The organism is Allobosea sp. RIT-PG3_2 (assembly GCF_057321085.1).
Genome location: NZ_JBXWCA010000013.1, coordinates 42,610 through 68,841, shown reverse-complemented (window position 1 = coordinate 68,841; position 26,232 = coordinate 42,610). Strand labels below are relative to the sequence as shown.

Genomic DNA, 26,232 nt, shown 5'->3' with positions numbered 1-26,232 from the left:
GGCCATCTGGGATATTAGCTGACAGGCCTTGAGAACCCGTCAACGGTTTTTCGATAGGCCGTGTTCCCGACGAAGATGAGGCGAGAGAGACGATGGCAGTATTGGTTTCCGGCGGCGCCGGCTACATCGGCAGCCATATGGTGCTGGAATTGCTCGATCGCGGCGAGAAGGTCGTGGTCCTCGACAACCTCTCCACCGGCTTCTGGTGGGCGGTCCCGCCCGAGGCGGTCTTCGTCCAGGGCGATATCGGCGACCAGGAACTGGTCGAATCGCTGATCGCCGAGCACGGCGTGACGGAGCTGGCGCATTTCGCGGCCCGGATCGTGGTTCCTGAATCGGTCAGCGACCCCCTAGGCTACTATTTCAACAATACCGTGAAGACGCGCGCCCTGATCGAGAGCGCGGTCCGGGGCGGCGTGAAGCACGTCATCTTCTCCTCCACCGCAGCGGTCTATGGCGAGCCGCCGGTCTCGCCGGTCCCCGAGGAGATCGCGCTCAACCCGATCAACCCTTATGGCCGCTCCAAGCTGATGAGCGAGTGGATGCTGCAGGATGCGGCGAAGGCGCACGGCTTCACCTATATCGCGCTGCGCTATTTCAACGTCGCCGGCGCCGACCCGAAGCTGCGCTCCGGCCAGTCCTCGCCGAACGCGACGCATCTCATCAAGGTCGCGAGCCAGGCGGCGCTCGGCCAGCGCGACGGCCTGACCGTCTTCGGCACCGACTATGCGACGCCGGACGGCACCTGCGTGCGCGACTATATCCACGTCACCGACCTCGCCCGCGCTCATCTCGCTGCGCTCGACCATCTGCGTGGCGGCGCGGAAAGCCTGACGCTGAACTGCGGCTATGGCCGCGGCTATTCGGTCAAGGAGGTCGTCGAGGTCGTGAAGAAGGTCTCGGGAATCGACTTCCCCGTCGTTCTCGCCGAGCGCCGCGCCGGAGACCCGGCCTCGCTGGTCGCCCGCGCCGATCGCATCCGGACCGAACTCGGCTGGCAGCCGGAGCATGACGATCTCGAGGAGATCGTCGGCCAGGCCCTGGCCTGGGAGGAGAAGCTCAGGACGCGCAACGCCTCGGCCTGAGCTGGAGGACATGTCGAGCGGTGCGCCTCCGCTCAGGAGGCCGCCCGCTCCTCGGCCGGCTCGCGCACTTCGAGCACCGTCAGGCGCTTGACGTCGCCGGAGCGCGTCGTCCAGTCGATCGAGCGCCCGGCCGCCATGCCGAGCAGCGCGACGCCGATCGGCGTCATCACCGAGACGCGGTTCTTCTCGATATCGGCGTCCTGCGGCCAGACCAGCGTCAGCGTGGTCTCCCGCTTGGTGCTCTCGTCGCGATAGACGATCTCGCTGCCGATGTGGGCATGGTCGGCGGAGACCCGCCCCTCCGGCAGGATGCGGGCGCGGTCGAGCTCATAGGTCAGCTCGGCGGCGAGCTCCGGCATGGTGTGAGCGGCGCCGGCTGCGATCCGGCTCAGCATGGCATGATCGGTGGCCGTGACGGTGATGGCAGGACGCTTGGCGGTCATGGACTGGGTCTTTCATCGAAAGCGAGCGCCCGCCCGCAGACAACAAGCCGCACGGCATCTCAGGGTCGAACTCGCAGGTAAACGGTAGAGAGGGAGCGCCCCCCGAACCGGAGGCGACAAGCGCGACAGGCCCGGGGCTAGAAGCCCGCGATCAGGTTGCCCGAGCGGTGCAGACCGCGGCGGAAGGGGGAGGCGCTGTTCATCGGGAAAGATTCGGGCAATCGCCCTGCCTTGTCAAATCACGAACGCATCGTCGCACTCGCTCCCGGCTTAACCTTTGGTTAATCTTGTTCAGGCGCTGTGATGGGGTTTCCATCCAGCATCCGCCGGGAGTGTCCATGCGCCTGTCCGTCATCGCAGCTTCGGCCGTGATCAGCCTGGCGCCGGCGCTGGCGCAGACGACCGGCTCGATTAACGTCTCCGGCGCCCATGCCCGCAATGCGCAGGCGACGCCGGCGAGCGCCTCCTTCGACATTTTCCTCCAGCGGCTCTGGCCGCAGGCACAGGCGCGGGGCATCTCGCGCGCGACCTTCGACCTCGCCTTCCGCGGGGTTACGCCGGATGCCTCCATCGTCGCGTTGACGAAGAAGCAGTCCGAGTTCAGCGCGCCGATCTGGAACTATCTGGAGAACGCCGTCGGCGGCGCCCGCATCCAGCGCGGCCGCGACGCTGCGGCAGAGAACGCCAGCGTGCTCGCCCAGGTCGAAGCGCGCTACGGCGTGCCCAAGGAGGTCGTCCTCGGCGTCTGGGGAATGGAGACCAATTACGGCTCCTTCAAGGGCGGCAAGGACGTCATCCGCTCGCTCGCCACCCTCGCCTCGATCCGCTACCGCGGCGACTTCTTCCGCGACGAGTTGCTGACCGCGCTCGAATTGATCGAGAAAGGCTATGTCGAGCGTAGCGAGCTGCGCGGCTCCTGGGCCGGCGCCATGGGCCACACCCAGTTCATGCCGTCGAGCTACATGAAATACGCGGTCGACTGGACCGGAAACGGCCATGCCGACATCTGGAACTCGTCGAGCGACGCCATCGCCTCCACCGCCAACTACCTCAAGGGCTATGGCTGGGTGCCGGGCCTGCCCTGGGGCCTGGAGGTGGCGCTGCCTGCCGGCTTCGACCACCGCCTCAACAAGGCGAGCTTCTCCGCCTTCACCTCTGCCGGCGTGCGCCGCGCCGACGGCCGCAGCCTCCCCTCCTCGGGCGAAGCCCGCCTGTTCTATCCGGCCGGGCATAGCGGGCCGGTGATGCTGCTGACCGCGAATTTCGACGTGATCAAGAAGTACAACTCCTCGGATGCCTATGCGCTGGCCGTCGGCCATCTCGGCGACCGCATCGTCGGCCGCCCGGCGATCCAGGCCGACTGGCCGCTCAAGGCCGCCCGCCTCGACATGGCCGCGACCAAGGACCTGCAGCTCCGGCTCAAGGCGCTCGGCCTCTACGATCACGATGCCGATGGGCGCATCGGCACCGGCACGCGCGAGGCCGTGCGCCAGTACCAGATCAGCGCCGGCGAGATCCCCGACGGCTACCCGACGCCCGCTTTGCTGGCGCGGATGCGCGGCAAGCGCTGACTTCCGCGTCCTCCCGCCCTATATTGGGGGCGATACGAAGTGCTGGACCGGATTGGCCGATGCGTCTGCGTTCGCTCGCCGTGGTTCTCTGTGCCGCCTGCCTGCTGCTCATCACCGGCGGGCCGGTTTCGCTCGCCCAGCAACAGCAGCGCAACCTGTTCCAGATGTTCTGGCAATTGCCGGCAGCGCCGCAGCGCGCCGCGCCGCAGCCGCGCCAGCGCATAGCGCCAGCCATCCGCCGCCGCGAGGCCCCCGTCGTCGTCCGCGATGATCCGGTCATCCCCAAGGTCGATGTCACCAATCACATCGTGGTGATGGGTGACTCCCTCGCCAATCTGCTGGCTGGTGGCCTCGACGATGCCCTGAACAACCGCCCCGATGTCGAGGTGATCCGCAAGGCCAAGCCGGATTCCGGCCTCGTTCGCACGGATTTCTACGATTGGCCGAAGGCCGTCTCCGACATCCTGGCCGGCGACCAGAAGATCGGCATCGGCGTCATGCTGGTCGGCCTCAACGACCGCCAGCCGATCCGCGAGGGCGAGACCGTCCATGAGCCGCTGAGCCCGCGCTGGCTCGAGCTCTACCGCGACAGGGTCGACATCATCGCCAATGCCTTCGCCTCCCGGCGCATCCCGCTGATCTGGGTCGGTGCGCCGCCAGTGCAGAACGGACGGCTCTCGGCCGATTTCGTCAGCTTCAACGAGCTCTACCGCCAGCGCGTCGAAAAGGCCGGCGGCCAGTATGTCGATCTCTGGGGCGGCTTCGTCGATGCCGAGAACCGCTATACCGCGACAGGCCCGGACGTCTCCGGCCAGCCGACGCGGCTGCGCCTCGGCGACGGCATCCATTTCACCGTGGCCGGTGCCCGCAAGGCGGCGCATTTCGTCGATCTCGTCATCCGCCGCATCATCGAGGCCGCCCCGCAGAACAGCGTGATCGCCCTGCCCGTCTCGCCAGAGACCGGAGCACCTTCGGCGCCGGAGCTGCAGGCCGGCGGCGTCGAGCGGCTGATCGACCAGATGGTCGCCGGCATGCCGACGATCGGCCTGCCCCAGGCCCTGCAGGCGCGCCCGCTGGCCGGGCCGATCCAGCCGCTCACCGGCCAGGCCGCGACGACCGAGCAGCCGCTGCTGGCCTCGATCACGGAGGCGCGCGGGCGCGGCGATGCCGCGATGCAGCTGGAGCGCGTCTTCGGCCAGGGCATCGCGCCCGATCCGGTCCCCGGGCGGCTCGACGATTACCGCTGGCCGCGCTGAGCGGCGGAGCGATCAGCCCGCCATCAGCTTGTCGAAGACCGGATCGGGATCGTCGACCTCGACCAGCCTCTTCCCGTCGATCACCCAGATCCGCGTCGCCACGGCGCGGACGAAGGCGCGGTCGTGGCTGACCAGCAGGCAGGCCGCCCCGTGCGCGACCAGTTCCGCCTGCAGCATGTCCTGCCCCTCGATGTCGAGATGGTTGGTCGGCTCGTCCAGCAGGAAGAAGTTCGGCTGGGCCAGGCGCAAAAGCAGCAAGGCGAGCCGCGCCCTCTGCCCGCCCGAAAGGCGCGCGGTCGGCGCCGCCTGAGCTTCGCTCGCAATTCCGGCGCCCGCGAGCAGGCTGCGCGCCAGTAGATCGCCGAGATCGCTCGCCCCCTTCACCGCCGCCCAGGGCGTCAGCCAGGCATCGAGCTGCGAGAGCGCCTGGTCGGAATAGCCGGCCTTGAGGCTGGCGGCTCCCCGAATCTGCGGATCCGATCCATCGAGCGCGGCGCGCAACCGCTCGACCAGCCGCGTCTTGCCCGTGCCGTTCGCGCCGAGCAGGGCGACCCGATCGCCGTTCTCGATCCAGAGTTGCCCGGTGCGGAACAACAGGCGTCCGTCCGGGGCGGCGATCGCCGTGTCCTTGATCGAAACCAGCGCTTTGGCATGGCTGCCGCTATTGGTCAGCCGGATCGCCCCGGCCGAGCGCTCCTTATGCGCCGGCCGCGCACTGTCCTCCAGCCTGTCGGCCCGCTCGGAGAGCTGCTTGGTCTTGACCACCAGCAGATCGGAGCCGGAATTGATGCCGATGTTCTTGAGCTTCGCCGCCTGCTGCCGGATCGCCCGAACCTTGCGCATGTCGTTCTCGAACTGCCGGCCCCGCGCCGCATCGCGCTCCTCCAACGCCTGCAGGGCGCGCGTGTAAGGCAGAGAGAAATCGGCGCTTTCCGCCGGGCGCAGGAACAGCGTGCGGCTGCTGACATCGTCGAGAAAGGCGCGGTCATGGCTCGCCGCCACCACGGCGCAGTCACGCGGCAGGGCCGCGAGGAAGCGTTCGAGCACGCCGATCCGCTCGAGATCGAGATGGTTGGTCGGCTCGTCGAGCAGCAGCAGATCGGGCTCGACCACCGCCGCCCGCACCAGCAGCATCGCTCGCTGCCAGCCACCGGAGAGCGCGCGGACAGGGCGGCTGCGCAAGCCCTCGTCGACGGCGAGATCGTCGAGCAGGACATCGACCCGCCAGCCCTCGGTTTCCGCGGTCTCGACGTCCAACGCGTCGCGCACGGCATCGTGGAAGCTCAAGGCCAGAAGATGGGCGGGCGGGTCCTGCGGCGCGAAGGCGGTGACGAGACCGCGGGCGCGGGTGACGCTGCCGGCCGTGGCCTCTTCCTCTCCCGCCATGATGCGCAGGAGCGAGGATTTGCCGCGTCCATTGGCGGCGACGAGGCCGAGGCGGTCTCCCTTGGCGATGGCGAGGTCGAGGCCGGCGAACAGGGGCTCGCTGCGGGCGAGCGAAAGGTCTTTCAGGGCAATCAGGGACATCGGAATCTCATGCGATCAGGCAAGCGCGGCAAGCCGCGCCGAAAAAGGCTGACGATGAGACGGCGATGCGTTCCCGGTCAGCCCCGCGAGGTGAAGCGCGGGGCGAAAACAGGTCCTCGGGTGCGATAGCGGAAGCTGCGGTAGAACACCGGCTTCCCGTTCTGGCTCGATTCCATGGTGCCGATCATAGCCGCGCCGGCGCGGCTGAACAGTGCTTCCGCGACATGGCCACCCAGGCCTGTATGCGGGAGCCCGCTTTCGGCATGCTGGTGGAACTGCCCACGCCGCATCGGATTGTTGGTTCGCAGAGGAGGCCATGCGATGCCCAGATTCGTGACGATCGGCTATGGCGACCGGGCGGGGTATGACCGCATCGCGCCCGATATCCGCGATGCGGCTCACGCTCAGGATGCGGTACTCGCCAAACGCGGCGCCTTGATCGGCATCGCCGGCCAGCCTGTCCGGGTGCGCAATCCCGATGCAGCCGGAGTGCGGACCGAGGAGGGTTCCTTCATGGCGTCGCAACTGCCGGTGGCCGGGTTCGCCATCATCGAAGCGGCCGATCTCGCCGAGGCCATCGATCTCGTTTCGCGGACGCCCTGTTCGGTCGCGCATGGCGTCGTGGAAGTCTGGCCTCTTGAAGAGCGGGGATAGCCGGCAGCCCCGATGCCGCTATAACTCTGCAGCCATCGTCGGCGGAACGCTGGATAGCGCACGCGCATTCCCTATCCGGGTGCGTCGTCGAGGCTGGTCACAAGACACTTGCGAGGGCACGCGACATTGCGCCGGAATGGCGTCGGAAGCGAAAGGACAAGCAATGGCTACCGCCAAGAACACGATCTGCCTGTGGTTCGACAAGGACGCCGAGGCCGCCGCCCGCTTCTACGCCGAGACCTTTCCCGACAGCACGGTGGGAGCCGTCCACCGCGCTCCCAGCGACTACCCCTCCGGCAAGGCAGGCGACGTGCTGACGGTCGAATTCACCGTCGCCGGCATCCCCTGCATCGGGCTCAATGGCGGGCCCGCGTTCAAGCACAGCGAAGCCTTCTCGTTCCAGATCGCCACTGACGACCAGCAGGAGACCGATCGCCTCTGGAACGCCATCGTCGGCAATGACGGCCGGGAAAGCGCCTGCGGCTGGTGCAAGGACAAATGGGGCATCTCCTGGCAGATCACGCCGCGTGTGCTGACCGAGGCGATGGCGGCCGGCGGCGAGGAGGCCAAGCGAGCCTTCGCCGCGATGATGGACATGACGAAGATCGACGTCGCCGCGATCGAGGCGGCCCGGCGCGGCTGATATCCGCGTCTCGCGAACAGCTAACCCCGCGCGATCAGCCCCAGCAGGTCGCGCAGGTTTCGCACATCCGGGTCGGAGCTGCCGCCGCGGCCAAGACTGACCGGCACGCCCGACAGCTTGGCGTGCATCACCTCCTTGGGCGTCAGGCCGAACTCCTTCCTGAAGGAGCGGCTGAAGCTCGACGGGTCCAGAAAGCCCAGGCCCTCGGCGATCACCGAGACCGAGCGGGAATTGGCGCCGTTCGACAGCTCGGCGAAACACTGCTTCAGGCGCCGCCGCTGGATGTAGTTCTTCACGCCGCCCTCGCTTTCGAGCAGTCGATAGAGCTGCGAGCGCGACATGCCGGCCTCCCGGCACAGGAAATCCGGTCCGAGCGACGGGTTGGCGAGGTTGAGGTCGACGATGCGGCGCACCGCTTCCTTGCGCGTGACCGCGATCGGCGCCGCGCCGAAGGCGCTGTGATCGGGCGATGGTGCGACGCAGGCGAGCACCATGCCGCGAACCGCTGTTTGCAGGCCCGGCAGATCCGCATCGGCGAAGCTGGAAGCGCTGCGGGCCAGCAAGGCGATGAACTCGGCGAGAAGCTTGCCCATCGCATCGCTCAGCGGCCGGCCCTCGGCACCCTCCAGGACGGCCGTCAGATCCGGAGAGCCATCGCGCGGCAGATAGAGCTGCAGCCGGTCGTCCTCGTCGCGCAGGCTGACGAGCTCGCGGCCCAGCGAGGCGACGAAGGGTGTGCCGGCAGGCACGTCGATCGACCGTTGCCAGCCGGCTTCGCCGGTCGTCCGCTTATGCCCGATCGTGACGCTCCAATGATCGATCGGGTTGCGCCGGACGAGGTCCGGCGTCCGGAACGCCCGCAGCCTCGGCGCATGGACGCGGCTGAGGCCGAAGCCGCCGAGATTCCAGATCTCGCTGGTCGCGGAGAAGCCGGCTTGCGGATCGTCGACAGCAACGTCGAACACGGTATCGAACCAGCCGCGCCAAGCATCCAGCTGCTTCGCCTTGGGCAGGCCCATCGTCGTGAAAATAACCGGCGTCATATGACTGACCGAACGTAAAGAGAGCGAAGGCGCGCTTCCACTCCACTTCAGCGCTTACGTCAAGCACTTATTCGGATGACGCTCGGTTAGCCGCAGGCTTTTTGAGGCGATTCGTCCTATTCGCAACGAATTCCTGGCGCCATCTATGCGCGAGCCAAGTTCAGGCCCGATGCCCGTCGGACCCATCGTGACTTAGCCGCTTATCGTTGCGGCAAAGCGGCATCCACGGGCAGCAGCCTTCACCGATGGCGCACGCCTCCTGCCCCCGCTTCAGCGCGCCGGAATCGCCTGGATTCAGGCTCGCCCGATCATGATGCAGCCGTGTAGCTCACACCGGCAGGATCGTCGCGCCCATCAATTCCTTGTCGATCGCATGCGCGGCCTGCCGGCCCTCACGGATCGCCCAGACGACGAGGGACTGCCCACGGCGCATGTCGCCGGCGACGAAGACCTTGTCGACGCTGGTCCTGTAGTCGCGGTCGTTGGCGACGACGTTGGCGCGCCGGTCCACCGCCGCGCCGGACTGCGCGATCATGCCCTCGATCAGAGAGCCCGCGAAGCCGATGGCGAGGAAGCAGAGATCCGCCTGCAGGACGAACTCGGAGCCGGGAACAGGCTTGCGCTTCTCATCGACGCGCGCACATTTCACGCCGGTCAGCCGGCCGTTGCGGCCTTCGAGGCCAAGCGTCGCCGCCTGGAACTCGCGCTCGGCTCCCTCGGCCTGCGAAGAGGAGGTGCGGAACTTGGTCGGCCAATACGGCCAGACGGTCAGCTTGTCCTCGATCTCCGGCGCCATGGGCCGGATATCGAGCTGGGTCACCGAAAGCGCGCCCTGCCGGAAGGCGGTGCCGACGCAGTCCGACGCCGTATCGCCGCCGCCGACCACGACGACATGCTTGCCGGCAGCCAGGATCGGCGCCTCGTTCGAGACATCCTCGCCACCGACGCGCTTGTTCTGCTGGGTGAGGTAGGGCATCGCGTAATGCACGCCAGCCAGGTTGGTATCCGGCAGGCCGGGATCGCGCGGCGCCTCGGCCCCGCCCGTCATCAGCACCGCATCATGCTCGGCGACGAGCGTGGCGAAGGGCAGCGTCACCCCGACATTCGCATTGTAGTGGAAGGTGACACCCTCCGCCTCCATCTGCTTCACGCGGCGGTCGATGTGCTTCTTCTCCATCTTGAAGTCGGGGATGCCGTAGCGCAGCAGGCCGCCGGCCTTCGCCTCGCGCTCATAGAGATGGACGTCGTGCCCGACGCGGGCGAGTTGCTGCGCGGCAGCCATCCCAGCCGGGCCGGAGCCGACGATGGCGATGCGCTTGCCGGTGCGCTTGGCCGGGATCTCGGGCGCGATCCAGCCTTCCTGCCAGCCCTTGTCGGCGATCGCCTGTTCGATCGTCTTGATCGTCACCGGCATGTTCTCGAGGTTGAGCGTGCAGGCTTCCTCGCAGGGCGCCGGGCAGATGCGGCCAGTGAATTCCGGGAAGTTGTTGGTGGAGTGGAGGTTGCGCAGCGCATCCTCCCAGCCGCCGGAATAGACCAGCTCGTTCCAGTCCGGGATCTGGTTGTGCACCGGGCAGCCGGTCGGGCCGTGGCAGAAGGGAATGCCGCAATCCATGCAGCGCGCCGCCTGCTTCTTGACGTCGCGCTCCTCCAGCGGGAGCGTGAACTCCCGGAAGTGGCGAATGCGATCGCCGGCGAGCTGATACTTCTGCTCCTGCCGGTCGTATTCGAGAAAGCCCGTGACCTTGCCCATGCCGTTTCTCTCGCCGTCTGCCCGGGTCGCCCCGCGCGCGTGCCTGTACTGATCGCGTGGCTGAGGCCTATCGAGGCCTCAGCGGGTGGCGTTTCGCTTATTCCGCGGCCTGCAAGGTGCGAGCCTGCTCCATCTCGCGCAGCGCGCGGCGGTACTCGACCGGCATCACCTTGACGAACTTCGTGCGGTAATCCGCCCAGTTGTCGAGGATCGTGCGGGCGCGTTCCGAGCCGGTGTAGTCGGCGTGGTTCGTCAGCATCTGCATCAGGCGCTCCTCGTCATGGCCGGACATGTTGGTCATGTCGATCCGGCCCTTGTGTTCGAGGTCGCCGCCATGATGGTGCAGCCGCTCCATCAAATCCTCCTCCTCCTCGACCGGCTCGAGATCGACCATCGAGAGGTTGCAGCGCGATTTGAAGGTGCCGTCCTCGTCCAGCACATAGGCGATGCCGCCCGACATGCCCGCCGCGAAGTTGCGCCCGGTCTGGCCGATGACCGCGACGACGCCGCCGGTCATGTACTCGCAGCCATGGTCGCCGGTGCCCTCGACCACCGCGATGGCGCCGGAGTTGCGCACCGCGAAGCGCTCGCCGGCGACGCCGCGGAAATAGGCCTCGCCCGCGATCGCGCCGTAGAGCACGGTGTTGCCGACGATGATCGAGCGCTCCGGCACGGCCTTCGAGGCCGGATCGGGCCGCACGACCAGCTTGCCGCCCGACAGGCCCTTGCCGACATAGTCGTTGGCCTGCCCAGTGAGTTCGATCGTCACACCCGCCGCCAGGAAGGCGGCGAAGCTCTGGCCTGACGTGCCCTTCAGCTTGACGGTGATGGTGTCGTCCGGCAGGCCGGCATGGCCGTACTTCTTGGCCACCACGCCCGAGAGCATGGCGCCGGCCGAGCGATCGACATTGCCGATGCGCGCCTCGATCACCACCGGCGTGCCGGTCTCGACCGCGTTCTCGGCCTGCGCGATGAGCCGGCGATCGAGCACGTCGTCGATCGGATGCTTCTGCAGCTCGACATGGCGGATCGCCACGCCGGGCAGCTCGACCTTGTGGAAGAGCTTGCTGAAATCGAGCCCCTTCGCCTTCCAGTGCTCGATGGCGTCCTGCTTGTTAAGCAGGTCGGAGCGGCCGACGAGTTCCTCGATCTTCGTGAAGCCCATCTCCGCCATCATCTTGCGGACATCCTCGGCGACGAAGAAGAAGTAGTTCACGACATGCTCGGGCAGGCCCTTGAAGCGCTTGCGCAGCACCGGGTCCTGTGTCGCGACGCCGACCGGGCAGGTGTTGAGATGGCACTTGCGCATCATGATGCAGCCCGCCGCGATCAACGGCGCGGTCGAGAAGCCGAACTCGTCGGCCCCGAGCAGCGCGCCGATGATGACGTCGCGCCCGGTGCGCAGGCCGCCATCGACCTGCAATGCCACGCGCCCGCGCAGATGGTTCAGCACCAGCGTCTGCTGCGTCTCGGCCAGCCCGATCTCCCAGGGCGAGCCGGCATGCTTCAGCGAGGTCAGCGGGCTCGCGCCCGTGCCGCCCTCGAAGCCGGAGATGGTGATGTGGTCGGCGCGCGACTTGGCGACGCCCGCCGCGACCGTGCCGACCCCGATCTCGGAGACGAGCTTCACCGAGACATCGGCCGCCGGGTTGACGTTCTTCAGGTCGAAGATCAGCTGGGCGAGATCCTCGATCGAGTAGATATCGTGATGCGGCGGCGGCGAGATCAGGCCGACCCCCGGCGTCGAATGCCGGGTCCGCGCGATCTTGGCATCGACCTTGTGGCCGGGCAGCTGGCCGCCCTCGCCGGGCTTGGCACCCTGCGCCACCTTGATCTGCATCACGTCGGAATTGACGAGGTACTCGGTCGTCACGCCGAAGCGGCCCGATGCGATCTGCTTGATCGCCGAACGCTTGGAGCGGCCGTCCGGCATCGGCTTGAAGCGGATCGATTCCTCGCCGCCCTCGCCGGTGTTCGACTTGCCGCCGATCTGGTTCATCGCGATGGCGAGCGTCTCATGCGCCTCGCGCGAGATCGAGCCGAAGGACATCGCGCCCGTGGCGAAGCGCTTGACGATGTCGGCAGCCGACTCGACGCTCTCCAGCGGCACGGGCTGGCGCCCGTCATCCTCGGCCATCTTGACCTTGAACAGGCCGCGGATGGTGCTGAGCCGCTGCGCGTCGTCGTTCACCTGCCGGGCGAAATCCTCGTAGCGGTCCTGCGCGTTGAGGCGCACCGCATGCTGCAGCGCGGCGACGACGTCCGGCTTCCAGACATGGTCCTCGCCGCGGATGCGGTAGGCGTATTCGCCGCCGATATCGAGGCTGTTGCGGTAGAGCGGCGAGTCGCCGAAGGCGTCGCGGTGGCGGCGCAGGCTCTCCTCGGCGATCTCGTCGAGGCCCACGCCCTCGATCGCCGTGCCCGTGCCGAAGAAGAACTTCTCGACGAAGCTGGTCCGGAGGCCGACCGCGTCGAAGATCTGCGCGCCGCAATAGGACTGGTAGGTCGAGATGCCCATCTTGGACATCACCTTCAGCACGCCCTTGCCGACGGACTTGATGTAGCGCTTCACCACCTCGTCGGCGTCGACCTCCTCGGGGAAGGCGCCCTGCGCGTGCTGGTCGAGCAGGGTGTCAAAGGCGAGATAGGGGTTGATCGCCTCGGCGCCGTAGCCGGCGAGGCAGCAGAAATGATGGATCTCGCGCGGCTCGCCGCTCTCGACGACGAGGCCGACCGAGGTGCGCAGGCCCTTGCGGATCAGGTGATGGTGCACCGCCGCCGTCGCCAGCAGCGCCGGGATCGGAATGCGGTCGGAGCCGACCTGCCGGTCGGACAGGATGATGATGTTGTAGCCGCCATGGACCGCCGACTCGGCGCGCTCGCAGAGCCGCTCCAGCGCGCCTTCCATGCCGGCGGCGCCTTCGCGCGCCGGATAGGTGAAGTCGATCGTCTTGGTGTCGAACCGGTCCTCGTAATGGCCGATGCAGCGGATCTTCTCGAGATCGTCATTGGTCAGGATCGGCGTGCGCACTTCCAGCCGCTTGCGCCGCGAGGTGCCTTCGAGGTCGAGGATGTTCGGCCGCGGCCCGATGAAGGAGAGCAGGCTCATCACCAGCTCCTCGCGGATCGGATCGATCGGCGGGTTCGTAACCTGCGCGAAGTTCTGCTTGAAATAGGTGTAGAGCAGCTTCGACTTGAGCGAGAGCGCCGAGATCGGCGTGTCCGTGCCCATCGAGCCCACGGCTTCCTGCCCGGTCACCGCCATCGGCGCCATCAGCAGGCGGACATCCTCGGTGGTGTAGCCGAAGGCCTGCTGGCGATCGAGCAGCGGCACGTCGGTGCGCGAGGCCCGCGCCTCGACCGGCGGCAGATCCTCCAGCACGATCTGGGTGCGCTTCAGCCAGTCCTTGTAGGGGTTGGCGAGGCACAGGGACGTCTTGATCTCGTCGTCGCCGATGATGCGGCCCTGTTCGAGGTCGATCAGCAGCATCTTGCCGGGCTGGAGGCGCCACTTCTCGACGATCTTCTCCTCCGGGATCGGCAGAACGCCGAATTCGGAGGCCAGCACCACGAGCCCGTCATCGGTGACGAGGTAGCGCGCGGGACGCAGGCCGTTGCGGTCCAGCGTCGCGCCGATCTGGCGCCCGTCGGTGAAGGCGATGGCGGCCGGCCCGTCCCAGGGCTCCATCAGCGCGGCGTGGTATTCGTAGAAGGCGCGCCGCTCGTCGTTCATCAGCGGGTTGCCGGCCCAGGCCTCGGGCACGAGCATCATCATGGCATGGGCCAGGGAGTAGCCGCCCTGCACCAGGAATTCGAGCGCGTTGTCGAAGCAGGCCGTGTCCGACTGCCCCTCATAGGAAATCGGCCAGAGCTTCGAGATATCCGAGCCGAACAGGTCGGAATCGACGCTCGCCTGCCGCGCCGCCATCCAGTTGACGTTGCCGCGCAGCGTGTTGATCTCGCCGTTATGCGCCACCATCCGGTAGGGATGGGCGAGGCGCCAGGACGGAAAGGTGTTGGTGGCGAAGCGCTGGTGGACGAGGGCGAGCGAGCTCTCGAAACGCGCGTCCTGCAGGTCCTTGAAGTAGGAGCCGAGCTGGTTCACCAGCACCATGCCCTTGTAGACGATGGTGCGGCAGGACATCGAGACGGGGTAGTATTCCGCCGTCTTGCGCTCCTGATGCTTGTAGACCTTGTTCGAGACCGACTTTCGGAGCACATAGACCTGCCGCTCGAACTCGTCCTCGTCGGTGATGTCGCCGGGGCGGCCGACGAAGAGCTGGCGATGCACCGGCTCGGTCTCCAGCACCGCCTTGCCGAGATCGGAGTTGTCGACCGGCACGTTGCGCCAGCCGAGGAAGACGAGCCCCTCCTCCTCGACAGTCTGGGAGATGATCTCCTCGCACAGCGCGCGGATCGCCGGATCGCGCGGCATGAAGAACTGGCCGATGGCGTAGTGGCCGGGTTCCGGCAGGTCGATGCCGATCCTGGCGCATTCTTCCTTGAAGAAGCGATGCGGGATCTGGGTGAGGATGCCGCAGCCGTCGCCGAGCTTCGGATCGGCGCCGACGGCGCCGCGATGGTCGATATTGTGCAGGATCTGCAGGCCCTGCTGCACGATGGCGTGGCTCTTGCGGTTCTTCATGTCGGCGATGAAGCCGACGCCGCAGGAATCCTTCTCGTTGGCCGGGTCGTAGAGACCCTGATGCGTCGGCATGGCCGGATCGCGCACGGCCGGAAAACGCTCGAAGCTCACTGCGCCGCTCGGCTTGCTGGTCGCGCTCATCGTCAAACCCCGCTTCCCAGAACCCCGCTGGCTCGCCGCCGGCGGGAGACCCGTCAGTCCACAATCCTCTCCGCTGCGGCCTCGATGCCGACTTTGCGTCAGCAGCAAGGATGAGGCCAAGGCGGATCGGCCGTCGTCTTGTCAGAGGCTGGCTTGCGCTTTGTTTCCACCGCGCCCGCGTCCTCCGCAGGCGCCTCGGGCGGCTCTCGCCCGCTCGCGCCTGTCTTCAGGCCGTCGTTTTACGGACGGCGCACATACGGTTGGCTTTGGCATCAGCAGCCCGGCCCCTCGTCATGCTCCGCTCCATTGCGACGGCGCGACCTCCAGCCTGAAGCGGCTTTCGGTCGGCGCGGTGAAAAATGGGACAGCAACACTGTCCTATTGCGATGAACTTGCCAGAATTCCAATCTACGCACAAGCGCCTATTTCGCACCGCGGCGAAATTTTATTGCAAAATCGAATCCGCACCAGACATTTCCGGCATGAAAGCACGACTCCGGCAGCACGCTTCTTGTTTTTGCCCCTCCTGCCGCGTTTCAGCCCGGCGCGCCGCGCAAGCCCCCCTTTCCCTGCGGTCGCTTGGCAGCGCATCGCCGGCCGCCTAACGCTGCGCCATGGATTTCTTCAGCGACAACACCGCCGCCGCCAGCCCCCGCGTCATGGCCGCCCTCGCCGCCGCCAATGCGGGCTCTGCCTCCTCCTACGGCAAGGATGACTGGACCAGTCGCGTCGAGGAGCGCTTTGCCGCGATCTTCGAGCGCGAGGTCGCCGTCTTCCTCGTGCTGACCGGCACGGCCGCGAATGCGCTGGCGCTGGCCAGCATCGTCCGGCCCTGGGGGGCGGTCATCACCCATGAGGAGGCCCATGTCGTCGAGGATGAATGCGGCGCCCCCGAATTCTTCACGGACGGCGCCAAGCTCGTCGACCTGCCCGGCGTCGGCGCCAAGCTGCGGCCGGAGACCGTGACCGAGGCGCTCTCCCATCTGCGCGCCGGCGATTTCCACCAGGTCCAGGCCCAGGCGCTGACGATCACCCAGGCCACCGAATGCGGCACCGTCTACACCCCGGACGAAGTGAGTGCGTTGAAGGAGGCGATCACGCCGCGCGGCCTCAAGCTGCATATGGATGGTGCCCGCTTTGCCAATGCGCTGGTCACGCTCGGCTGCTCGCCGGCCGAGATCACCTGGAAGGCCGGCGTCGATGTCCTCTCCTTCGGCGGCACCAAGAACGGCGCGCTCGCGGCCGAGGCCGTGATCTTCTTCGACCCGGCCCATGCCGAGGAGATGAAATGGCGCCGCAAGCGCGCCGGGCAGACCCTGTCGAAGGGCCGCTTCCTCGGCGCCCAGTTCGAGGGGCTGCTCGCCGACGATCACTGGCTCGACCTCGCCCGCCATGCCAACGCCCGGGCGAAGCGGCTGGCGGAATCGGTGGCGCAGGGCAGCGAGGCACGCCTCGCCTGGCCCTGCCAGTCGAACGAGGTGTTCCTCGTCCTGCCGCCTGCCGTCCAGGAGCGGCTGAAGGCGGCCGGCATCGGCTATTACGACTGGTCGGCCCGTTCGCTGCCGCCGGAGGCGCCTCTGCAGGATGGCGAGATCGTCGGCCGCTTCGTCATGTCCTTCGCGACTGAGCCCGACCATGTCGAACGCCTGATCACCGCCATTGCCGATTGAAGCGGCGCATTTCAGCCCCGTTTCCAACCCCATGCCCGCCGCAATCCCTAACAAGACTGCCCGCAACCAAGGCAGTCGTTAAGGAAGTATGGCATGGCAAATCGTTCGACCGCACCGGGGCGCATCGCGCTGATGGGCCTGGTCGTGGCCGGCGCTCTGGCCGGCACGGCGGGAGCCGCCCGCGCCCAATACTACTATTATGACGAGGATCCGTACCCCGCCTACGGCTACGGCTATCGCTATGATTACGGATATGCGCCGCGCCCGCCGAGGGCTGTGCCCCGCGCACCGGCTGCCGTCTCGCCTTACATGGTCAACCGCATCGCCGCGCGCAATTACGGCCTGGTCCGGATCGATCGCTCGATCCGGCGGGACGACACCTATGTCGTCGATGGCATCACCGCCGGCGGCCAGCGCCAGCGCCTGGTACTCGACGCCTATGCCGGCGAGCTGATCCGCCGCACTCCGCTGCGCGGCCAGTCCGTGCCGGCTCCCGATGTCGCCCGCGTCGATCCGCGCGAGGAACATGTGGCGCCGCGTCCGCACCTCGTCCCCCAGCCGCCCGAACGACCCGCCGAGCTGAAACTGCCGGCCGAGGCCAGCGCTCCGGCGACGACCTCCCCGCACGCTCCGGCAGCGCCACCCGCGCCCGAACCGGCCAAGCCGGTAGAGCGCCCACCCGCCGAAGCCAGCGCTCCCGCCACCGTTTCGCCGCCCTCCCCGGCCGCGCCTCCCGTGCCCGAGCCGGCCAAGCCGGCGGAGAAACCGCCCGCCGAGGCGAGCGCCCCGGCGACGGTGGCCCCGCCGCCGGTGGTAAGGCCCCCGCAGCCCTCGCCCGGAGCGACCAATCCGGAGACCGGCGCCGACAAGCCCAGGCTGGTCAATCCGAGCGACGTGCGCGGCACCGAGGACGGCGAGCGCAAGCCGCCGCTGTCGACCGCCGCTCCGGCGCCGGAAGCGCTGTCCATGCCGCCCGTGCAGCATGTCGACCCGACTCCGACGACGCCAAAGCCCGAAACGCCGATCGCTCCGGTGGCTCCCTTGAACTGATGGTTCTGCCCCGAAGCTCTCATTTCTGACCAACAAAAAAGGCTCCCGTTTCCGGGAGCCTTTCTCTTTCAGCCCAGCGGGCTTTTCGCGTTACGCCGCCTTGGCGACCTTGGCTTCGAGCACCTTGGCCGAACCGCCGCCGATCGGAATCTGGCGGGGCTTCTTGGCCTCGGGGATCTCGCGCACGAGGTCGATATGCAGCAGGCCGTTCTCGAGGCTGGCCCCGGTCACCTGCACATAATCGGCAAGCTGGAAGCGGCGCTCGAAGGCGCGAGCGGCGATGCCCTGATGCAGGACCTCGCGCTTCTCGGCACCCTCGCCGACCTGCTTCTCGCCCTTGACGGAAAGCGTGTTCTCCTTCGACTCGATGGCGAGGTCGCCCTCACCGAAACCCGCGACCGCGATGGTGATGCGGTAGGCGTTTTCGGCGGTCCGCTCGATATTATAGGGCGGATAGGTCGGCGCCGCGTCGTTGCTCGTCGCCTGGTCGAGCAGAGAGAACAGGCGGTCGAAGCCGACGGTCGAGCGATAGAGCGGGGAAAGATCGAAATGACGCATGGTATGTCCTCCGAGGAAGCGACAATCTGGTCAGCCCGCCTCGTCTGAGCGCGGGCCTGGTTTGAGGTTGCGCAGCCGGTTTCGGCCTGCGCAGAAGTGATCTGGGGTGGCTTTCCGGCTTTTCAAGAGCCCTCGCCCGGAGGCATAAGCGAAGCCCGAGAGCAGTTCGGCGGCTGCGTGAAGCAGCCGCGGCGACGCGGAGTGAGCCGATGGCCGAGGCCGTTCTTTTCGCCCATCCCGGCTACCCCGTGCCGGGCCATGGCAGGGTGTGGTTCGCGACGACGCGGGACGGCGCGAGCTTGCGGTTCGCGAGTTGGCGCCCGACCGTCAAGCCGGTGCGCGGCACCGTCGTGCTTATCCAGGGCCGGGCCGAATTCATCGAGCGCTATAGCGAGGCCGTCGCCGAACTGCGCCGCCGCGGCTTCCATGTCCTCACCTTCGACTGGCGCGGCCAGGGCGGCTCGCAGCGCTTCGTCCGGCGCGAGCGCAAGGGGCACATCGGGCATCTCAAGCACTACGAGGCCGACCTCGCTTTGGCGATGGCCGAAATGCAGGCGAAGTTCCCGCCGCCCTATTTCGTGCTCGCCCATTCGATGGGTGCCGCGATCTGCCTCGATGCCGCCCGCTTCGGGGCCCTGCCGGTATCTCGCATGGTCGCGCTGGCGCCGATGCTAGGGCTCACCATGATCGCGCATCCGGTCCGGGCGAGCCGCCTCGCGAGCCTGCTGTTCTGGCTCGGCTTCGGCCGCGCCTTCATTCCCGGCGGCGGCGACACGGCGATCGCGACGAAGCCCTTCGAAGGCAACCGGCTGACGAGCGACGCCGTCCGCTACGCCCGTAACAGCGCGCTCTCGGCCGAGGCGCGCCATCTCAGCATCGGCGACCCGACCATTGCCTGGGTCCGGACCGCATTCCGCCTCATGGCCCGCCTCAACGCGCCTTCGGCCGCGCTGGAGGTCAAAGTGCCCACGCTGATCGTCGCCGCCGGTCAGGACCCGGTGGTCTCGACGCCGGCGATCGAGCGCTTCGCGGCGCGCCTGAAGACCGGCTCGGCATTGGTCCTGCCGACGGCGCGCCATGAGATCCTGATGGAGAACGACGCGATTCGTGCCCAGTTCTGGGCCGCCTTCGACGCCTTCATTCCCGGCGAAGACCAGGCGGCGCCCGCCTCAGCCGGCGAGCCGCGCGAGAGCAGCCTCATGCAGCGCCTTGCTGCCGGCGGCGAGGATGCGCCCGCCACTGGCGGCGCTGCCGCCATCCCATGAGGTGACGATGCCGCCCGCGCCCTCGACGATCGGGATCAGCGCGACGATGTCATAGGGCTTGAGACCGCTCTCGATCACCAGATCGACATGGCCGGCGGCCAGCATGCAATAGGCATAGCAGTCGCAGCCATAGCGAGAGAGCCTGACCCCGCTTTCGACGCGGGCGAAGGCCTTGGCCTCCTCATCCTTGAACAACGCCGGAGAGGTCGTCATCAGCGTCGCGGCGGCGAGATCGGCCACAGGCCGCGTGCGCAGCTTCTTCGGCCCGCCCGGCCCCTCGTAGCGCGCCTCGCGCCCGTCCCCGGAATAGCGCTCGCCCGAGAAGGGCTGGTGCATCATGCCGTAGACCGGGACGCCCGCGCGCGTCAGGCCGATCAACGTGCCCCAGACCGGAATCCCCGAGATGAAGGCGCGCGTCCCGTCGATCGGGTCGAGCACCCAGACATACTCGGCCTCGGTGTTTTCGCTGCCGAACTCCTCGCCGAGCACGCCATGCTCGGGGAACTGCCGCTTGATCAGATGGCGCATCACCGATTCGCCGGCGCGGTCGGCCTCGGTCACCGGGTCGAACACGCCGCCCTGCGACTTGTCCTCGGTCGCGTGATGCGCGCGGAAGAACGGCAGTATGGCCCGCCCCGACTGCGTCGCCAGTTCCGCGACGAAAGCGCCGAAATCGACTGCGCTCATGACAATGTCTCCCGTTTGCTGCCCTGCAGCATCAGTGCCCTGGAATACCGGCTCGTAAATTGTTGAATGACGCGAAAACCCGGAAAACGTCGATAATCTCAAGTTTCGCCATGCGCCATGCGCATGCCATCTCCGATTTTCGTCGATTGCGCTTGCGTTTTGCACCGCACTCTCATATTGTGCACTGCGAAGGGGAGATCACCTCAAACCTTCATTGCCCTCCTTGGGCGTTTCCTCCCTAGACTTGGGCCGCCACGCAAGTGTGCGGCCCTTTTTTCTGGTTTGGCGCCCTTTCCCGTCAGAGATGGCCGGCCTCAAGCCTATTCGGCAGCCTCGCGCCAGTCGTCGAGCCATCCGCTCCAGCGCGCGAAGCAATCGGCCATCGCGCTCGCGATCGCCTGCTCGACTGCGGCGAAGCCGGAATGCGGCTCCAGAGTCGCCTCGTTCATGTAGAGCGACCGGTTCACCTCGATCTGCAGCGCATGAACGCCAGCCGCCGGAGCCCCGTAATGCTCGGTGATGAAGCCGCCGGCATAGGGCCTGTTGCGGGTGACGCTGAAACCGAGCCGGGTGAAGGCCTGCTCGGCGATGTCGATGATGTAGCCGGCGGCGCTGGTGCCGAAGCGATCGCCTAGGATGATGTCGGATTTCGACAGCCCGTCCCGGTCGAGCCCGGCCGAGGGCATCGAATGGGCATCGACGAGGATGCAGGTGCCGAACACGCCCTGCGTGCGCTGGACCAGGCTGCGAAGCCCGGCATGATAGGGCCGGTAGAGCTCGTCGATCCGCGCGAGCCCCTCCTGAATCGGGATCCGCCCGAAATAGATCTCCTGCGCATCGCCGACGATGCGGGGGATGGTGCCGAGCCCACCCGCGACGCGCATCGAGCGCGTATTGGCGAAGGGCGGCAGACGGCCTTCGAACATGCGCGGGTCGAGCTCATAGGGCTCGCGGTTGACGTCGAGATAGGCGCGCGGGAACTCCGCCACCAGCAGCGGCGCGCCCAGCGCCACGCTCTGCCCGAACAGCCGGTCGACGAAGGCATCCTCCGAGCGCCGCAGGCTGCGCAGCGGCAGCCGCGCCGCCTCGACGAAGCTTCGCGGATAGCGGCGCCCCGCATGCGGCACGTCGACCACGACCGGCACGACCTGGAGGGCTGGCTGGTACAGGCTGAACGGCCGCTCGATCTCGGCGACGACATCGTCGGGGCCGGGCGGAAAGGGGGCGGAGGAGAAGCTCATCTCGCGCGACTGAAGCACACAAACCACGCCGTTTGAAGCGGTGTCGTGAACCCATGGAAATCCCGAATTGGATTCACGCGTTGTTTACCACGATGCTGCCTTATACAACGGCATGGTTCCAACTGCGCGGACGGGTGAGTACCCAGCCGTTCCAGACCCGGCGGCCATCCGGGCGCCAGACGCATCGAAACACAGGCCTTAGGGACGGACAGAACAGGCCCATGACGAAGATATTGCTCGCGGAAGACGACAACGACATGCGTCGCTTCCTGGTCAAGGCCCTGCAGAATGCGGGCTACGACGTCGCTTCCTTCGATAACGGCCTCTCGGCCTATAACCGGCTCCGCGAGGAGCCGTTCGAGCTGCTGTTGACCGACATCGTCATGCCCGAGATGGACGGCATCGAGCTGGCACGCCGCGCCACCGAGCTCGACCCCGACATCAAGGTGATGTTCATCACCGGCTTCGCGGCCGTCGCGCTCAACCCCGATTCGCAGACGCCGAAGGATGCGAAGGTGCTCTCCAAGCCGTTCCACCTGCGCGAGCTCGTCAACGAAGTCGAGAAGCTGTTGGCCGCCTGAGAGCCAATTTGAAAATTCGTCAGGGCGTGTCGAGAAAGGGGTTTTTCGAGCATCGGAGCGCAGCGTACGTTTGTACGTGAGCACCGAAACGCAGAAAAACATCGTTCGCAGACCGCCATCACGAATTTGCAAACGGGCTCGGAGAATTTATGCGGCAAACGCCTTGCAAGCCGCGAAGCGAGCCGCTATAGCCCCCCTCACTCGCAGCGTGATCGCGGCCCGCACGGCCCCGGACACGCTTCCGGAAGCTGCTTCTGGCGGCAAACGGGCGCGTAGCTCAGCGGGAGAGCACTACGTTGACATCGTAGGGGTCACAGGTTCGATCCCTGTCGCGCCCACCATTTGATGCCCTTGAAATACAGGGACAGAAGGCCGCCTCACCGGGCGGCCTTTTTGCTTTCCGCAGCACCCGCATCGCGCTTCAGTTCTCCTCGCTCGGCGCCAGCTGTCGTACGAAGCGGCGCAGCAGCGTCTCGAAGGCCGAGAGCGCCGGCGAGACCGAGCGCCCGCTCGGCCGGATCATGACGATGTCCCGGGCGATCGAGGGTTCTGCCAATGGCCGCGCTATGACCGTCGCCGGCGCGACGGCCCTCGCATAGGTCGGGAGCACCGCGATCCCAAGCCCGGCCTCGACGAGCGCCAGCGCCGTGGTGATCTGCGCGACCTCATGGGCCGGCTTCAGGGTGATTTCGGCGCTTTCATAGCCGACCTCGACCAGCAGGCGGATGCCGCTGTCTCGAGTCAGCGTGATCAGGGGCTCGTCGGCGAGATCGCGCCAGAGCACCGATTCCCGCTCCGCGAAGCCACTGCCCCGCGCGCAGAACAGCATCAGGCTGTCGCGGGCGAGCGGCGTGCGCTCGATATTATCCTCCAGCGCGGAGAAGGTCCCGACGCCGCAATCCGCCTTCCCGAATCGCACCGCTTCGACGACGAGATCGTTGCGGGCATCGATGATCACGACCTGAAGGCCGGGGTATTTCTCCTGCAGCGCGACGATCGTCGGCGGCATGATCACGGCCGCGAGCAGCGGCGGCACCGCGACCACGATGCGCCCGCGCCGGCGCTCCGCCAGCCCGTTGGCGTTCTGCACGGCCGTGTCGAGGTCCTGCACGATCTTCAGCGCCGCGCCGTGGAATTCGCGCCCGCCCTCGGTCAGCTCGACGCGCCGGGTCGTGCGATCGAGCACGCGGATGCCCAGCTCGCGCTCGAGGTCGCGCACGAGCTGGGAAAGCGCCGGCTGGGCCATGTGCAGCCGTTCCGCCGCCTTGGTAAAGGTGCCTTGCTCGGTCACGGCGAGGAAGGCCTGAATCTGGCGCAGCGTGATCGCCATGCGGTTCCCGGATTTATAAGGACAGGTTCCGAATTCATACGAATGTTATGAGTTGCCGTATACCCCGCCTGTCATGCCATCATCCCTCATCGCCCCAATCGCATACGGGGCGACGCCTGGGCGGGAACGCAAAGGATGGCGGCATGGGGGATGGACGGCGGGGACGCCGCCTCACCGAAGGCCGCCCTCCCGCCCGGATCGTTCCGGAATGCGAGGGTGAGGGTCGATGAAATACGCGAAGAAGGACGCCAAGGCCTATGCCCGCGCCCATATGAAGGGCATCTGGGCGGCCGCGCTCACCCCCTTCACCCCCTCGCTCGCGATCGACGAGGACGGCTTCCGGGAGAACATCCGTCACTGGCTCGACGATCTGAAGATCGACGGGCTGTTCATCGCCGGCAAGCAGGGCGAGTTCTTCTCGATGTCGATCGAGGAGCGCAAGCGCAACTTCGAGCTGGCGGTGGAGGCATCGGCCGGGCGCGGCCAGACCATCATGTCCTGCTCGGACCAGAACATGGACGTGGTGATCGACCTCGCGAAACACGCCCAGAAGGTCGGCGCCGACTACATCGTCGTGCACGCGCCCATCCTGCATTTCTTCAAGGCGCAGGACGAGACGGTCTACGAGTACTACCGGACCATTGCCGAGAAGGTCGATATCGGCATCGCGCTCTGGAGCCATCCGGACTCGGGCTATCTGCTCTCGCCGCAGCTCTGCAATCGCCTCGCCGACATCGAGAACGTCGTCGCGATCAAGTACAGCGTGCCGCGCCCGATGTATGCCGAGCTCACCCGGCTGGCCGGCGACCGCATCCTGGTCAGCACCGCCTCCGAGGAGGAATGGCTCGACAACATCCTCGAGCTCGGCTGGCAGCTCTATCTCTGCTCCTCGCCGCCCTACCTGATCCAGACGGCGAACGATTTGCGCATGCGCGAATACACCGATCTCGCCTTCCGCGGCGAGGCCGACAAGGCGCGCGCGCTGCGCGACAGCCTGAACCCGGTGCGCGAGGCGCTGCGCGGCACACGGCCCGCCGAGAAGCCCCATTCCCACCAGAAATACTGGCAGGAGCTGCTCGGCCAGGTCGGCGGGCGGGTCCGGCCGCCGATGCTGGAGCTGACCGAGGCCGAGAAGGCCGCGACGCGCGCCGCCTTCGAGAGGTGCGGCCTGAAGCCCGGCCGCGCCCCGCTCGCCAAGGCCGGCTGAACAAGACCTGAGACGACAACGGGAGAGGTGGAGAAATGGCGACCGAAGGACGGCTGAAGGCCTTCAACTTCAACAAGTGGATCGAGGAGCACAAGCACCTGCTCAAGCCCCCGGTCGGCAACCAGCAGGTCTGGACCGATTCCGACCTGATGGTGACCGTGGTCGGCGGCCCGAACCGGCGTACCGACTATCATGACGACCCGGTCGAAGAGTTCTTCTACCAGCTCAAGGGCGACATGATGCTGAAGGTCGTCGACGACGGGAAGCACTATGACGTGACGATCCGCGAGGGCGAGATCTTCCTGCTGCCGCCGCATGTGCGCCACTCGCCGCAGCGCCCGCAGGAAGGCTCGATCGGCCTCGTCATCGAGCCGAAGCGTCCTGAAGGCTGGCTCGACGCCTTCGAATGGTACTGCTTCGAGTGCCAGGGCCTCGTCCATCGTGTGGAGGTCGACCTCGTCAGCATCGTCGACGACCTGCCGCCGCTCTACCGTGAGTTCTATGGCAACGAGCAGGCCCGTACCTGCCCGCATTGCGGCACCCTGCATCCGGGCAAGGAGCCGCCTGCCGGCTGGGTCTGCCTCTGACGAGCGTCGCGCCGCCCCCGGGCGGCGCGCCTACGGACCGCGCAGGGCGCGGTGACGCAAAGGCGCCGTGCTGGAATGGATCGGCAGGTAGCTTGGAACGACCGGAGTTCGGAATGAAACTGCGCGGAGCGCTGCTCGGCATCGCGTTATCCCTGGTGACCGCCGGCGGTGCCCCAGCCCAGCAGGCCCCGGTCAAGATCGGGATGATCACTACGCTCTCGGGCCCCGGCGGCTATCTCGGCCAGGACATCCGCGACGCCTTCAAACTCGCCATCGACATGGCGGGCGGCAAGCTCGGCGGCGTTCCGGTCGAGCTCGTCGTCGAGGATGACGGTCTGAAACCGGGGCAGGGCAAGCAGATCGCCGAAAAGATGCTGAAGACCGGCGGCATCAGGCTGTTCACCGGCATCGTCTTTTCGAACGTCGCCGGCGCCACCGTGCCTGATATCGTCGATTCCGGCGCGCTCTATGTCAGCGCCAATGCCGGCCCCTCGGAATTCGCCGGCAAGGAGTGCAACGAGAACTATTTCGTCATTTCCTGGCTGACCGACACCATGCAGGGCAGCGCCGGCCAGAACGCGACCGCCCTCGGCTACAAGAAGGCCTTCGTGCTGGCGCCGAACTACCAGGCCGGCAAGGACGCGATCGCGGGCTTCAAGCGCTTTTTCAAGGGCGACGTCATCGGCGAGGTCTATACCCGCCTCGACCAGACCGACTTCGCACCCGAGATGGCGCAGATCCGCGCAGCGAAGCCTGACGTCGTCTTCCAGTTCCAGCCCGGCGGCCTTGGCATCGCCTTCCTGCGCCAGTACCAGCAGGCGGGGTTGCTCGGGACGGTGCCGATGGTCGTCGCCGAGCCGTCGATGGATCACACGATCCTCGCGGCTGTCGGCGACGCGGCCATCGGCCTCAACGTCTCCGGCCATTGGAACACGGATCTGGACAACGCGGCCAACAAGGCCTTCGTCGCGGCCTTCGCGAAGGCCTATGGCCGCACCCCGACGATGTATGCGGCCCAGGGCTACGACACCGCCCAGGCGATCGCCGCCGCGCTGCAGGGGAGCGGCGGCAACCTCAACGACGCTGCTGCCTTCCGCAAAGCGATGCTGAAGGCAGACTTCGCGTCGACCCGCGGCACCTTCAAGTTCGGCGCGAACCAGCATCCGGTGCAGGACTGGTGGGCCATGGTCGTCGACAAGGACGAGTCCGGAAAGCCGAGCCTGCGCACTCGGACCAAGTTGCTGAGCGAACAGGGGGATCCCTTCGCCGCGCAGTGCAAGCTGCGGGTGCCGTGA

Annotated in this window: 22 protein-coding genes and 1 tRNA gene; 13 read left to right on the top strand and 10 right to left on the bottom strand. The window is 67.1% G+C overall.

The window, feature by feature from the left end; all coding sequences use genetic code 11:
- Positions 1-92: 92 nt before the first annotated feature.
- Positions 93-1,085, top strand: coding sequence for a UDP-glucose 4-epimerase GalE (galE, locus tag AC2FAN_RS26195; RefSeq protein ID WP_485176943.1), 993 nt, complete (start codon positions 93-95; stop codon positions 1,083-1,085).
- 32 nt (positions 1,086-1,117) lie between these two features.
- Here galE and rnk read toward each other — a convergent pair whose 3' ends face one another.
- Positions 1,118-1,528, bottom strand: coding sequence for a nucleoside diphosphate kinase regulator (rnk, locus tag AC2FAN_RS26190; protein WP_485176942.1), 411 nt, complete (start codon positions 1,526-1,528; stop codon positions 1,118-1,120).
- A gap of 338 nt (positions 1,529-1,866) precedes the next feature.
- Between rnk and AC2FAN_RS26185 the strand changes: the two genes are divergently transcribed.
- Complete coding sequence (locus tag AC2FAN_RS26185; protein WP_485176941.1) at positions 1,867-3,099, top strand: lytic murein transglycosylase; 1,233 nt, start codon at positions 1,867-1,869, stop codon at positions 3,097-3,099.
- 59 nt (positions 3,100-3,158) lie between these two features.
- A complete protein-coding gene (locus tag AC2FAN_RS26180) occupies positions 3,159-4,355 on the top strand; it encodes an SGNH/GDSL hydrolase family protein (RefSeq protein WP_476806083.1) in 1,197 nt (398 codons plus the stop codon).
- A 12-nt stretch (positions 4,356-4,367) separates the two neighbouring features.
- Here the strand turns inward: AC2FAN_RS26180 and AC2FAN_RS26175 are convergent, their stop codons facing one another.
- Together AC2FAN_RS26175 and AC2FAN_RS26170 are read right to left on the bottom strand one after the other, a co-directional pair.
- A complete protein-coding gene (locus AC2FAN_RS26175) occupies positions 4,368-5,882 on the bottom strand; it encodes an ATP-binding cassette domain-containing protein (RefSeq protein WP_485176940.1) in 1,515 nt (504 codons plus the stop codon).
- Positions 5,883-5,959: 77 nt separating this feature from the next.
- Positions 5,960-6,172 (bottom strand): hypothetical protein, encoded by a 213-nt coding sequence (locus AC2FAN_RS26170; RefSeq protein WP_485176939.1) that lies wholly within the window; start codon positions 6,170-6,172, stop codon positions 5,960-5,962.
- A 31-nt stretch (positions 6,173-6,203) separates the two neighbouring features.
- On the opposite strand from AC2FAN_RS26170, the gene AC2FAN_RS26165 reads away from it, so the two are divergent.
- Positions 6,204-6,536 (top strand): YciI family protein, encoded by a 333-nt coding sequence (locus tag AC2FAN_RS26165; protein ID WP_485176938.1) that lies wholly within the window; start codon positions 6,204-6,206, stop codon positions 6,534-6,536.
- A gap of 163 nt (positions 6,537-6,699) precedes the next feature.
- A complete protein-coding gene (locus AC2FAN_RS26160; RefSeq protein WP_485176937.1) occupies positions 6,700-7,179 on the top strand; it encodes a VOC family protein in 480 nt (159 codons plus the stop codon).
- Between the two features lie 20 nt (positions 7,180-7,199).
- Here AC2FAN_RS26160 and AC2FAN_RS26155 read toward each other — a convergent pair whose 3' ends face one another.
- From AC2FAN_RS26155 to gltB, 3 genes are all read right to left on the bottom strand, one after another.
- Entirely contained in the window at positions 7,200-8,222 is a 1,023-nt protein-coding gene (locus tag AC2FAN_RS26155) for a helix-turn-helix domain-containing protein (protein WP_485176936.1), read from the bottom strand.
- 328 nt (positions 8,223-8,550) lie between these two features.
- The gene (locus AC2FAN_RS26150; protein ID WP_265050087.1) at positions 8,551-9,975 is read right to left on the bottom strand and encodes a glutamate synthase subunit beta; all 1,425 of its coding nucleotides are present in this window, start codon (positions 9,973-9,975) and stop codon (positions 8,551-8,553) included.
- A 97-nt stretch (positions 9,976-10,072) separates the two neighbouring features.
- The gene (gene gltB, locus AC2FAN_RS26145) at positions 10,073-14,761 is read right to left on the bottom strand and encodes a glutamate synthase large subunit (RefSeq protein ID WP_485176935.1); all 4,689 of its coding nucleotides are present in this window, start codon (positions 14,759-14,761) and stop codon (positions 10,073-10,075) included.
- Positions 14,762-15,375: 614 nt separating this feature from the next.
- Here gltB and AC2FAN_RS26140 point away from each other — a divergent pair.
- Positions 15,376-16,431 (top strand): threonine aldolase family protein, encoded by a 1,056-nt coding sequence (locus tag AC2FAN_RS26140; protein ID WP_485176934.1) that lies wholly within the window; start codon positions 15,376-15,378, stop codon positions 16,429-16,431.
- Positions 16,432-16,524: 93 nt separating this feature from the next.
- Entirely contained in the window at positions 16,525-17,481 is a 957-nt protein-coding gene (locus tag AC2FAN_RS26135) for a hypothetical protein (protein ID WP_485176933.1), read from the top strand.
- A gap of 90 nt (positions 17,482-17,571) precedes the next feature.
- Here the strand turns inward: AC2FAN_RS26135 and AC2FAN_RS26130 are convergent, their stop codons facing one another.
- Positions 17,572-18,039 (bottom strand): Hsp20 family protein, encoded by a 468-nt coding sequence (locus AC2FAN_RS26130; RefSeq protein WP_265050091.1) that lies wholly within the window; start codon positions 18,037-18,039, stop codon positions 17,572-17,574.
- Between the two features lie 209 nt (positions 18,040-18,248).
- Between AC2FAN_RS26130 and AC2FAN_RS26125 the strand changes: the two genes are divergently transcribed.
- Positions 18,249-19,304 carry an alpha/beta hydrolase gene (locus AC2FAN_RS26125; protein WP_485176932.1) on the top strand — a complete coding sequence of 352 codons (1,056 nt, stop codon included), beginning with the start codon at positions 18,249-18,251 and terminating at the stop codon, positions 19,302-19,304.
- Here the strand turns inward: AC2FAN_RS26125 and hisN are convergent.
- Together hisN and AC2FAN_RS26115 are read right to left on the bottom strand one after the other, a co-directional pair.
- Positions 19,209-19,991 (bottom strand): histidinol-phosphatase, encoded by a 783-nt coding sequence (gene hisN, locus AC2FAN_RS26120; RefSeq protein ID WP_265050093.1) that lies wholly within the window; start codon positions 19,989-19,991, stop codon positions 19,209-19,211. The two genes, AC2FAN_RS26125 and hisN, sit on opposite strands and share 96 nt — an antisense overlap.
- A gap of 320 nt (positions 19,992-20,311) precedes the next feature.
- Complete coding sequence (locus tag AC2FAN_RS26115; protein ID WP_442865034.1) at positions 20,312-21,232, bottom strand: N-formylglutamate amidohydrolase; 921 nt, start codon at positions 21,230-21,232, stop codon at positions 20,312-20,314.
- A 221-nt stretch (positions 21,233-21,453) separates the two neighbouring features.
- Here AC2FAN_RS26115 and cpdR point away from each other — a divergent pair, with 221 nt between their 5' ends.
- Positions 21,454-21,813, top strand: coding sequence for a cell cycle two-component system response regulator CpdR (gene cpdR / locus AC2FAN_RS26110; RefSeq protein ID WP_038363805.1), 360 nt, complete (start codon positions 21,454-21,456; stop codon positions 21,811-21,813).
- A gap of 266 nt (positions 21,814-22,079) precedes the next feature.
- Positions 22,080-22,154, top strand: a tRNA-Val gene (locus AC2FAN_RS26105).
- Between the two features lie 80 nt (positions 22,155-22,234).
- Here AC2FAN_RS26105 and AC2FAN_RS26100 read toward each other — a convergent pair.
- The gene (locus AC2FAN_RS26100) at positions 22,235-23,143 is read right to left on the bottom strand and encodes a LysR family transcriptional regulator (protein ID WP_476806092.1); all 909 of its coding nucleotides are present in this window, start codon (positions 23,141-23,143) and stop codon (positions 22,235-22,237) included.
- 226 nt (positions 23,144-23,369) lie between these two features.
- On the opposite strand from AC2FAN_RS26100, the gene AC2FAN_RS26095 reads away from it, so the two are divergent.
- The 3 genes from AC2FAN_RS26095 (at position 23,370) to AC2FAN_RS26085 (ending at position 26,232) form a co-directional block, all read left to right on the top strand.
- Positions 23,370-24,350, top strand: a complete 981-nt coding sequence (locus AC2FAN_RS26095) for a dihydrodipicolinate synthase family protein (RefSeq protein WP_485176931.1) — start codon at positions 23,370-23,372, stop codon at positions 24,348-24,350.
- Between the two features lie 35 nt (positions 24,351-24,385).
- The gene (locus tag AC2FAN_RS26090; protein ID WP_265050097.1) at positions 24,386-24,937 is read left to right on the top strand and encodes a 3-hydroxyanthranilate 3,4-dioxygenase; all 552 of its coding nucleotides are present in this window, start codon (positions 24,386-24,388) and stop codon (positions 24,935-24,937) included.
- 113 nt (positions 24,938-25,050) lie between these two features.
- Positions 25,051-26,232, top strand: a complete 1,182-nt coding sequence (locus AC2FAN_RS26085) for an ABC transporter substrate-binding protein (protein WP_485176930.1) — start codon at positions 25,051-25,053, stop codon at positions 26,230-26,232.

Coding starts and splice junctions, on each gene's coding strand:
- galE (WP_485176943.1), top strand. CDS start 93: ATGGCAGTATTGGTTTCCGGCGGCGCCGGCTACATCGGCAGCCATATG.
- rnk (WP_485176942.1), bottom strand. CDS start 1,528: ATGACCGCCAAGCGTCCTGCCATCACCGTCACGGCCACCGATCATGCC.
- AC2FAN_RS26185 (WP_485176941.1), top strand. CDS start 1,867: ATGCGCCTGTCCGTCATCGCAGCTTCGGCCGTGATCAGCCTGGCGCCG.
- AC2FAN_RS26180 (WP_476806083.1), top strand. CDS start 3,159: ATGCGTCTGCGTTCGCTCGCCGTGGTTCTCTGTGCCGCCTGCCTGCTG.
- AC2FAN_RS26175 (WP_485176940.1), bottom strand. CDS start 5,882: ATGTCCCTGATTGCCCTGAAAGACCTTTCGCTCGCCCGCAGCGAGCCC.
- AC2FAN_RS26170 (WP_485176939.1), bottom strand. CDS start 6,172: ATGCGGCGTGGGCAGTTCCACCAGCATGCCGAAAGCGGGCTCCCGCAT.
- AC2FAN_RS26165 (WP_485176938.1), top strand. CDS start 6,204: ATGCCCAGATTCGTGACGATCGGCTATGGCGACCGGGCGGGGTATGAC.
- AC2FAN_RS26160 (WP_485176937.1), top strand. CDS start 6,700: ATGGCTACCGCCAAGAACACGATCTGCCTGTGGTTCGACAAGGACGCC.
- AC2FAN_RS26155 (WP_485176936.1), bottom strand. CDS start 8,222: ATGACGCCGGTTATTTTCACGACGATGGGCCTGCCCAAGGCGAAGCAG.
- AC2FAN_RS26150 (WP_265050087.1), bottom strand. CDS start 9,975: ATGGGCAAGGTCACGGGCTTTCTCGAATACGACCGGCAGGAGCAGAAG.
- gltB (WP_485176935.1), bottom strand. CDS start 14,761: ATGAGCGCGACCAGCAAGCCGAGCGGCGCAGTGAGCTTCGAGCGTTTT.
- AC2FAN_RS26140 (WP_485176934.1), top strand. CDS start 15,376: ATGGATTTCTTCAGCGACAACACCGCCGCCGCCAGCCCCCGCGTCATG.
- AC2FAN_RS26135 (WP_485176933.1), top strand. CDS start 16,525: ATGGCAAATCGTTCGACCGCACCGGGGCGCATCGCGCTGATGGGCCTG.
- AC2FAN_RS26130 (WP_265050091.1), bottom strand. CDS start 18,039: ATGCGTCATTTCGATCTTTCCCCGCTCTATCGCTCGACCGTCGGCTTC.
- AC2FAN_RS26125 (WP_485176932.1), top strand. CDS start 18,249: ATGGCCGAGGCCGTTCTTTTCGCCCATCCCGGCTACCCCGTGCCGGGC.
- hisN (WP_265050093.1), bottom strand. CDS start 19,991: ATGAGCGCAGTCGATTTCGGCGCTTTCGTCGCGGAACTGGCGACGCAG.
- AC2FAN_RS26115 (WP_442865034.1), bottom strand. CDS start 21,232: ATGAGCTTCTCCTCCGCCCCCTTTCCGCCCGGCCCCGACGATGTCGTC.
- cpdR (WP_038363805.1), top strand. CDS start 21,454: ATGACGAAGATATTGCTCGCGGAAGACGACAACGACATGCGTCGCTTC.
- AC2FAN_RS26100 (WP_476806092.1), bottom strand. CDS start 23,143: ATGGCGATCACGCTGCGCCAGATTCAGGCCTTCCTCGCCGTGACCGAG.
- AC2FAN_RS26095 (WP_485176931.1), top strand. CDS start 23,370: ATGAAATACGCGAAGAAGGACGCCAAGGCCTATGCCCGCGCCCATATG.
- AC2FAN_RS26090 (WP_265050097.1), top strand. CDS start 24,386: ATGGCGACCGAAGGACGGCTGAAGGCCTTCAACTTCAACAAGTGGATC.
- AC2FAN_RS26085 (WP_485176930.1), top strand. CDS start 25,051: ATGAAACTGCGCGGAGCGCTGCTCGGCATCGCGTTATCCCTGGTGACC.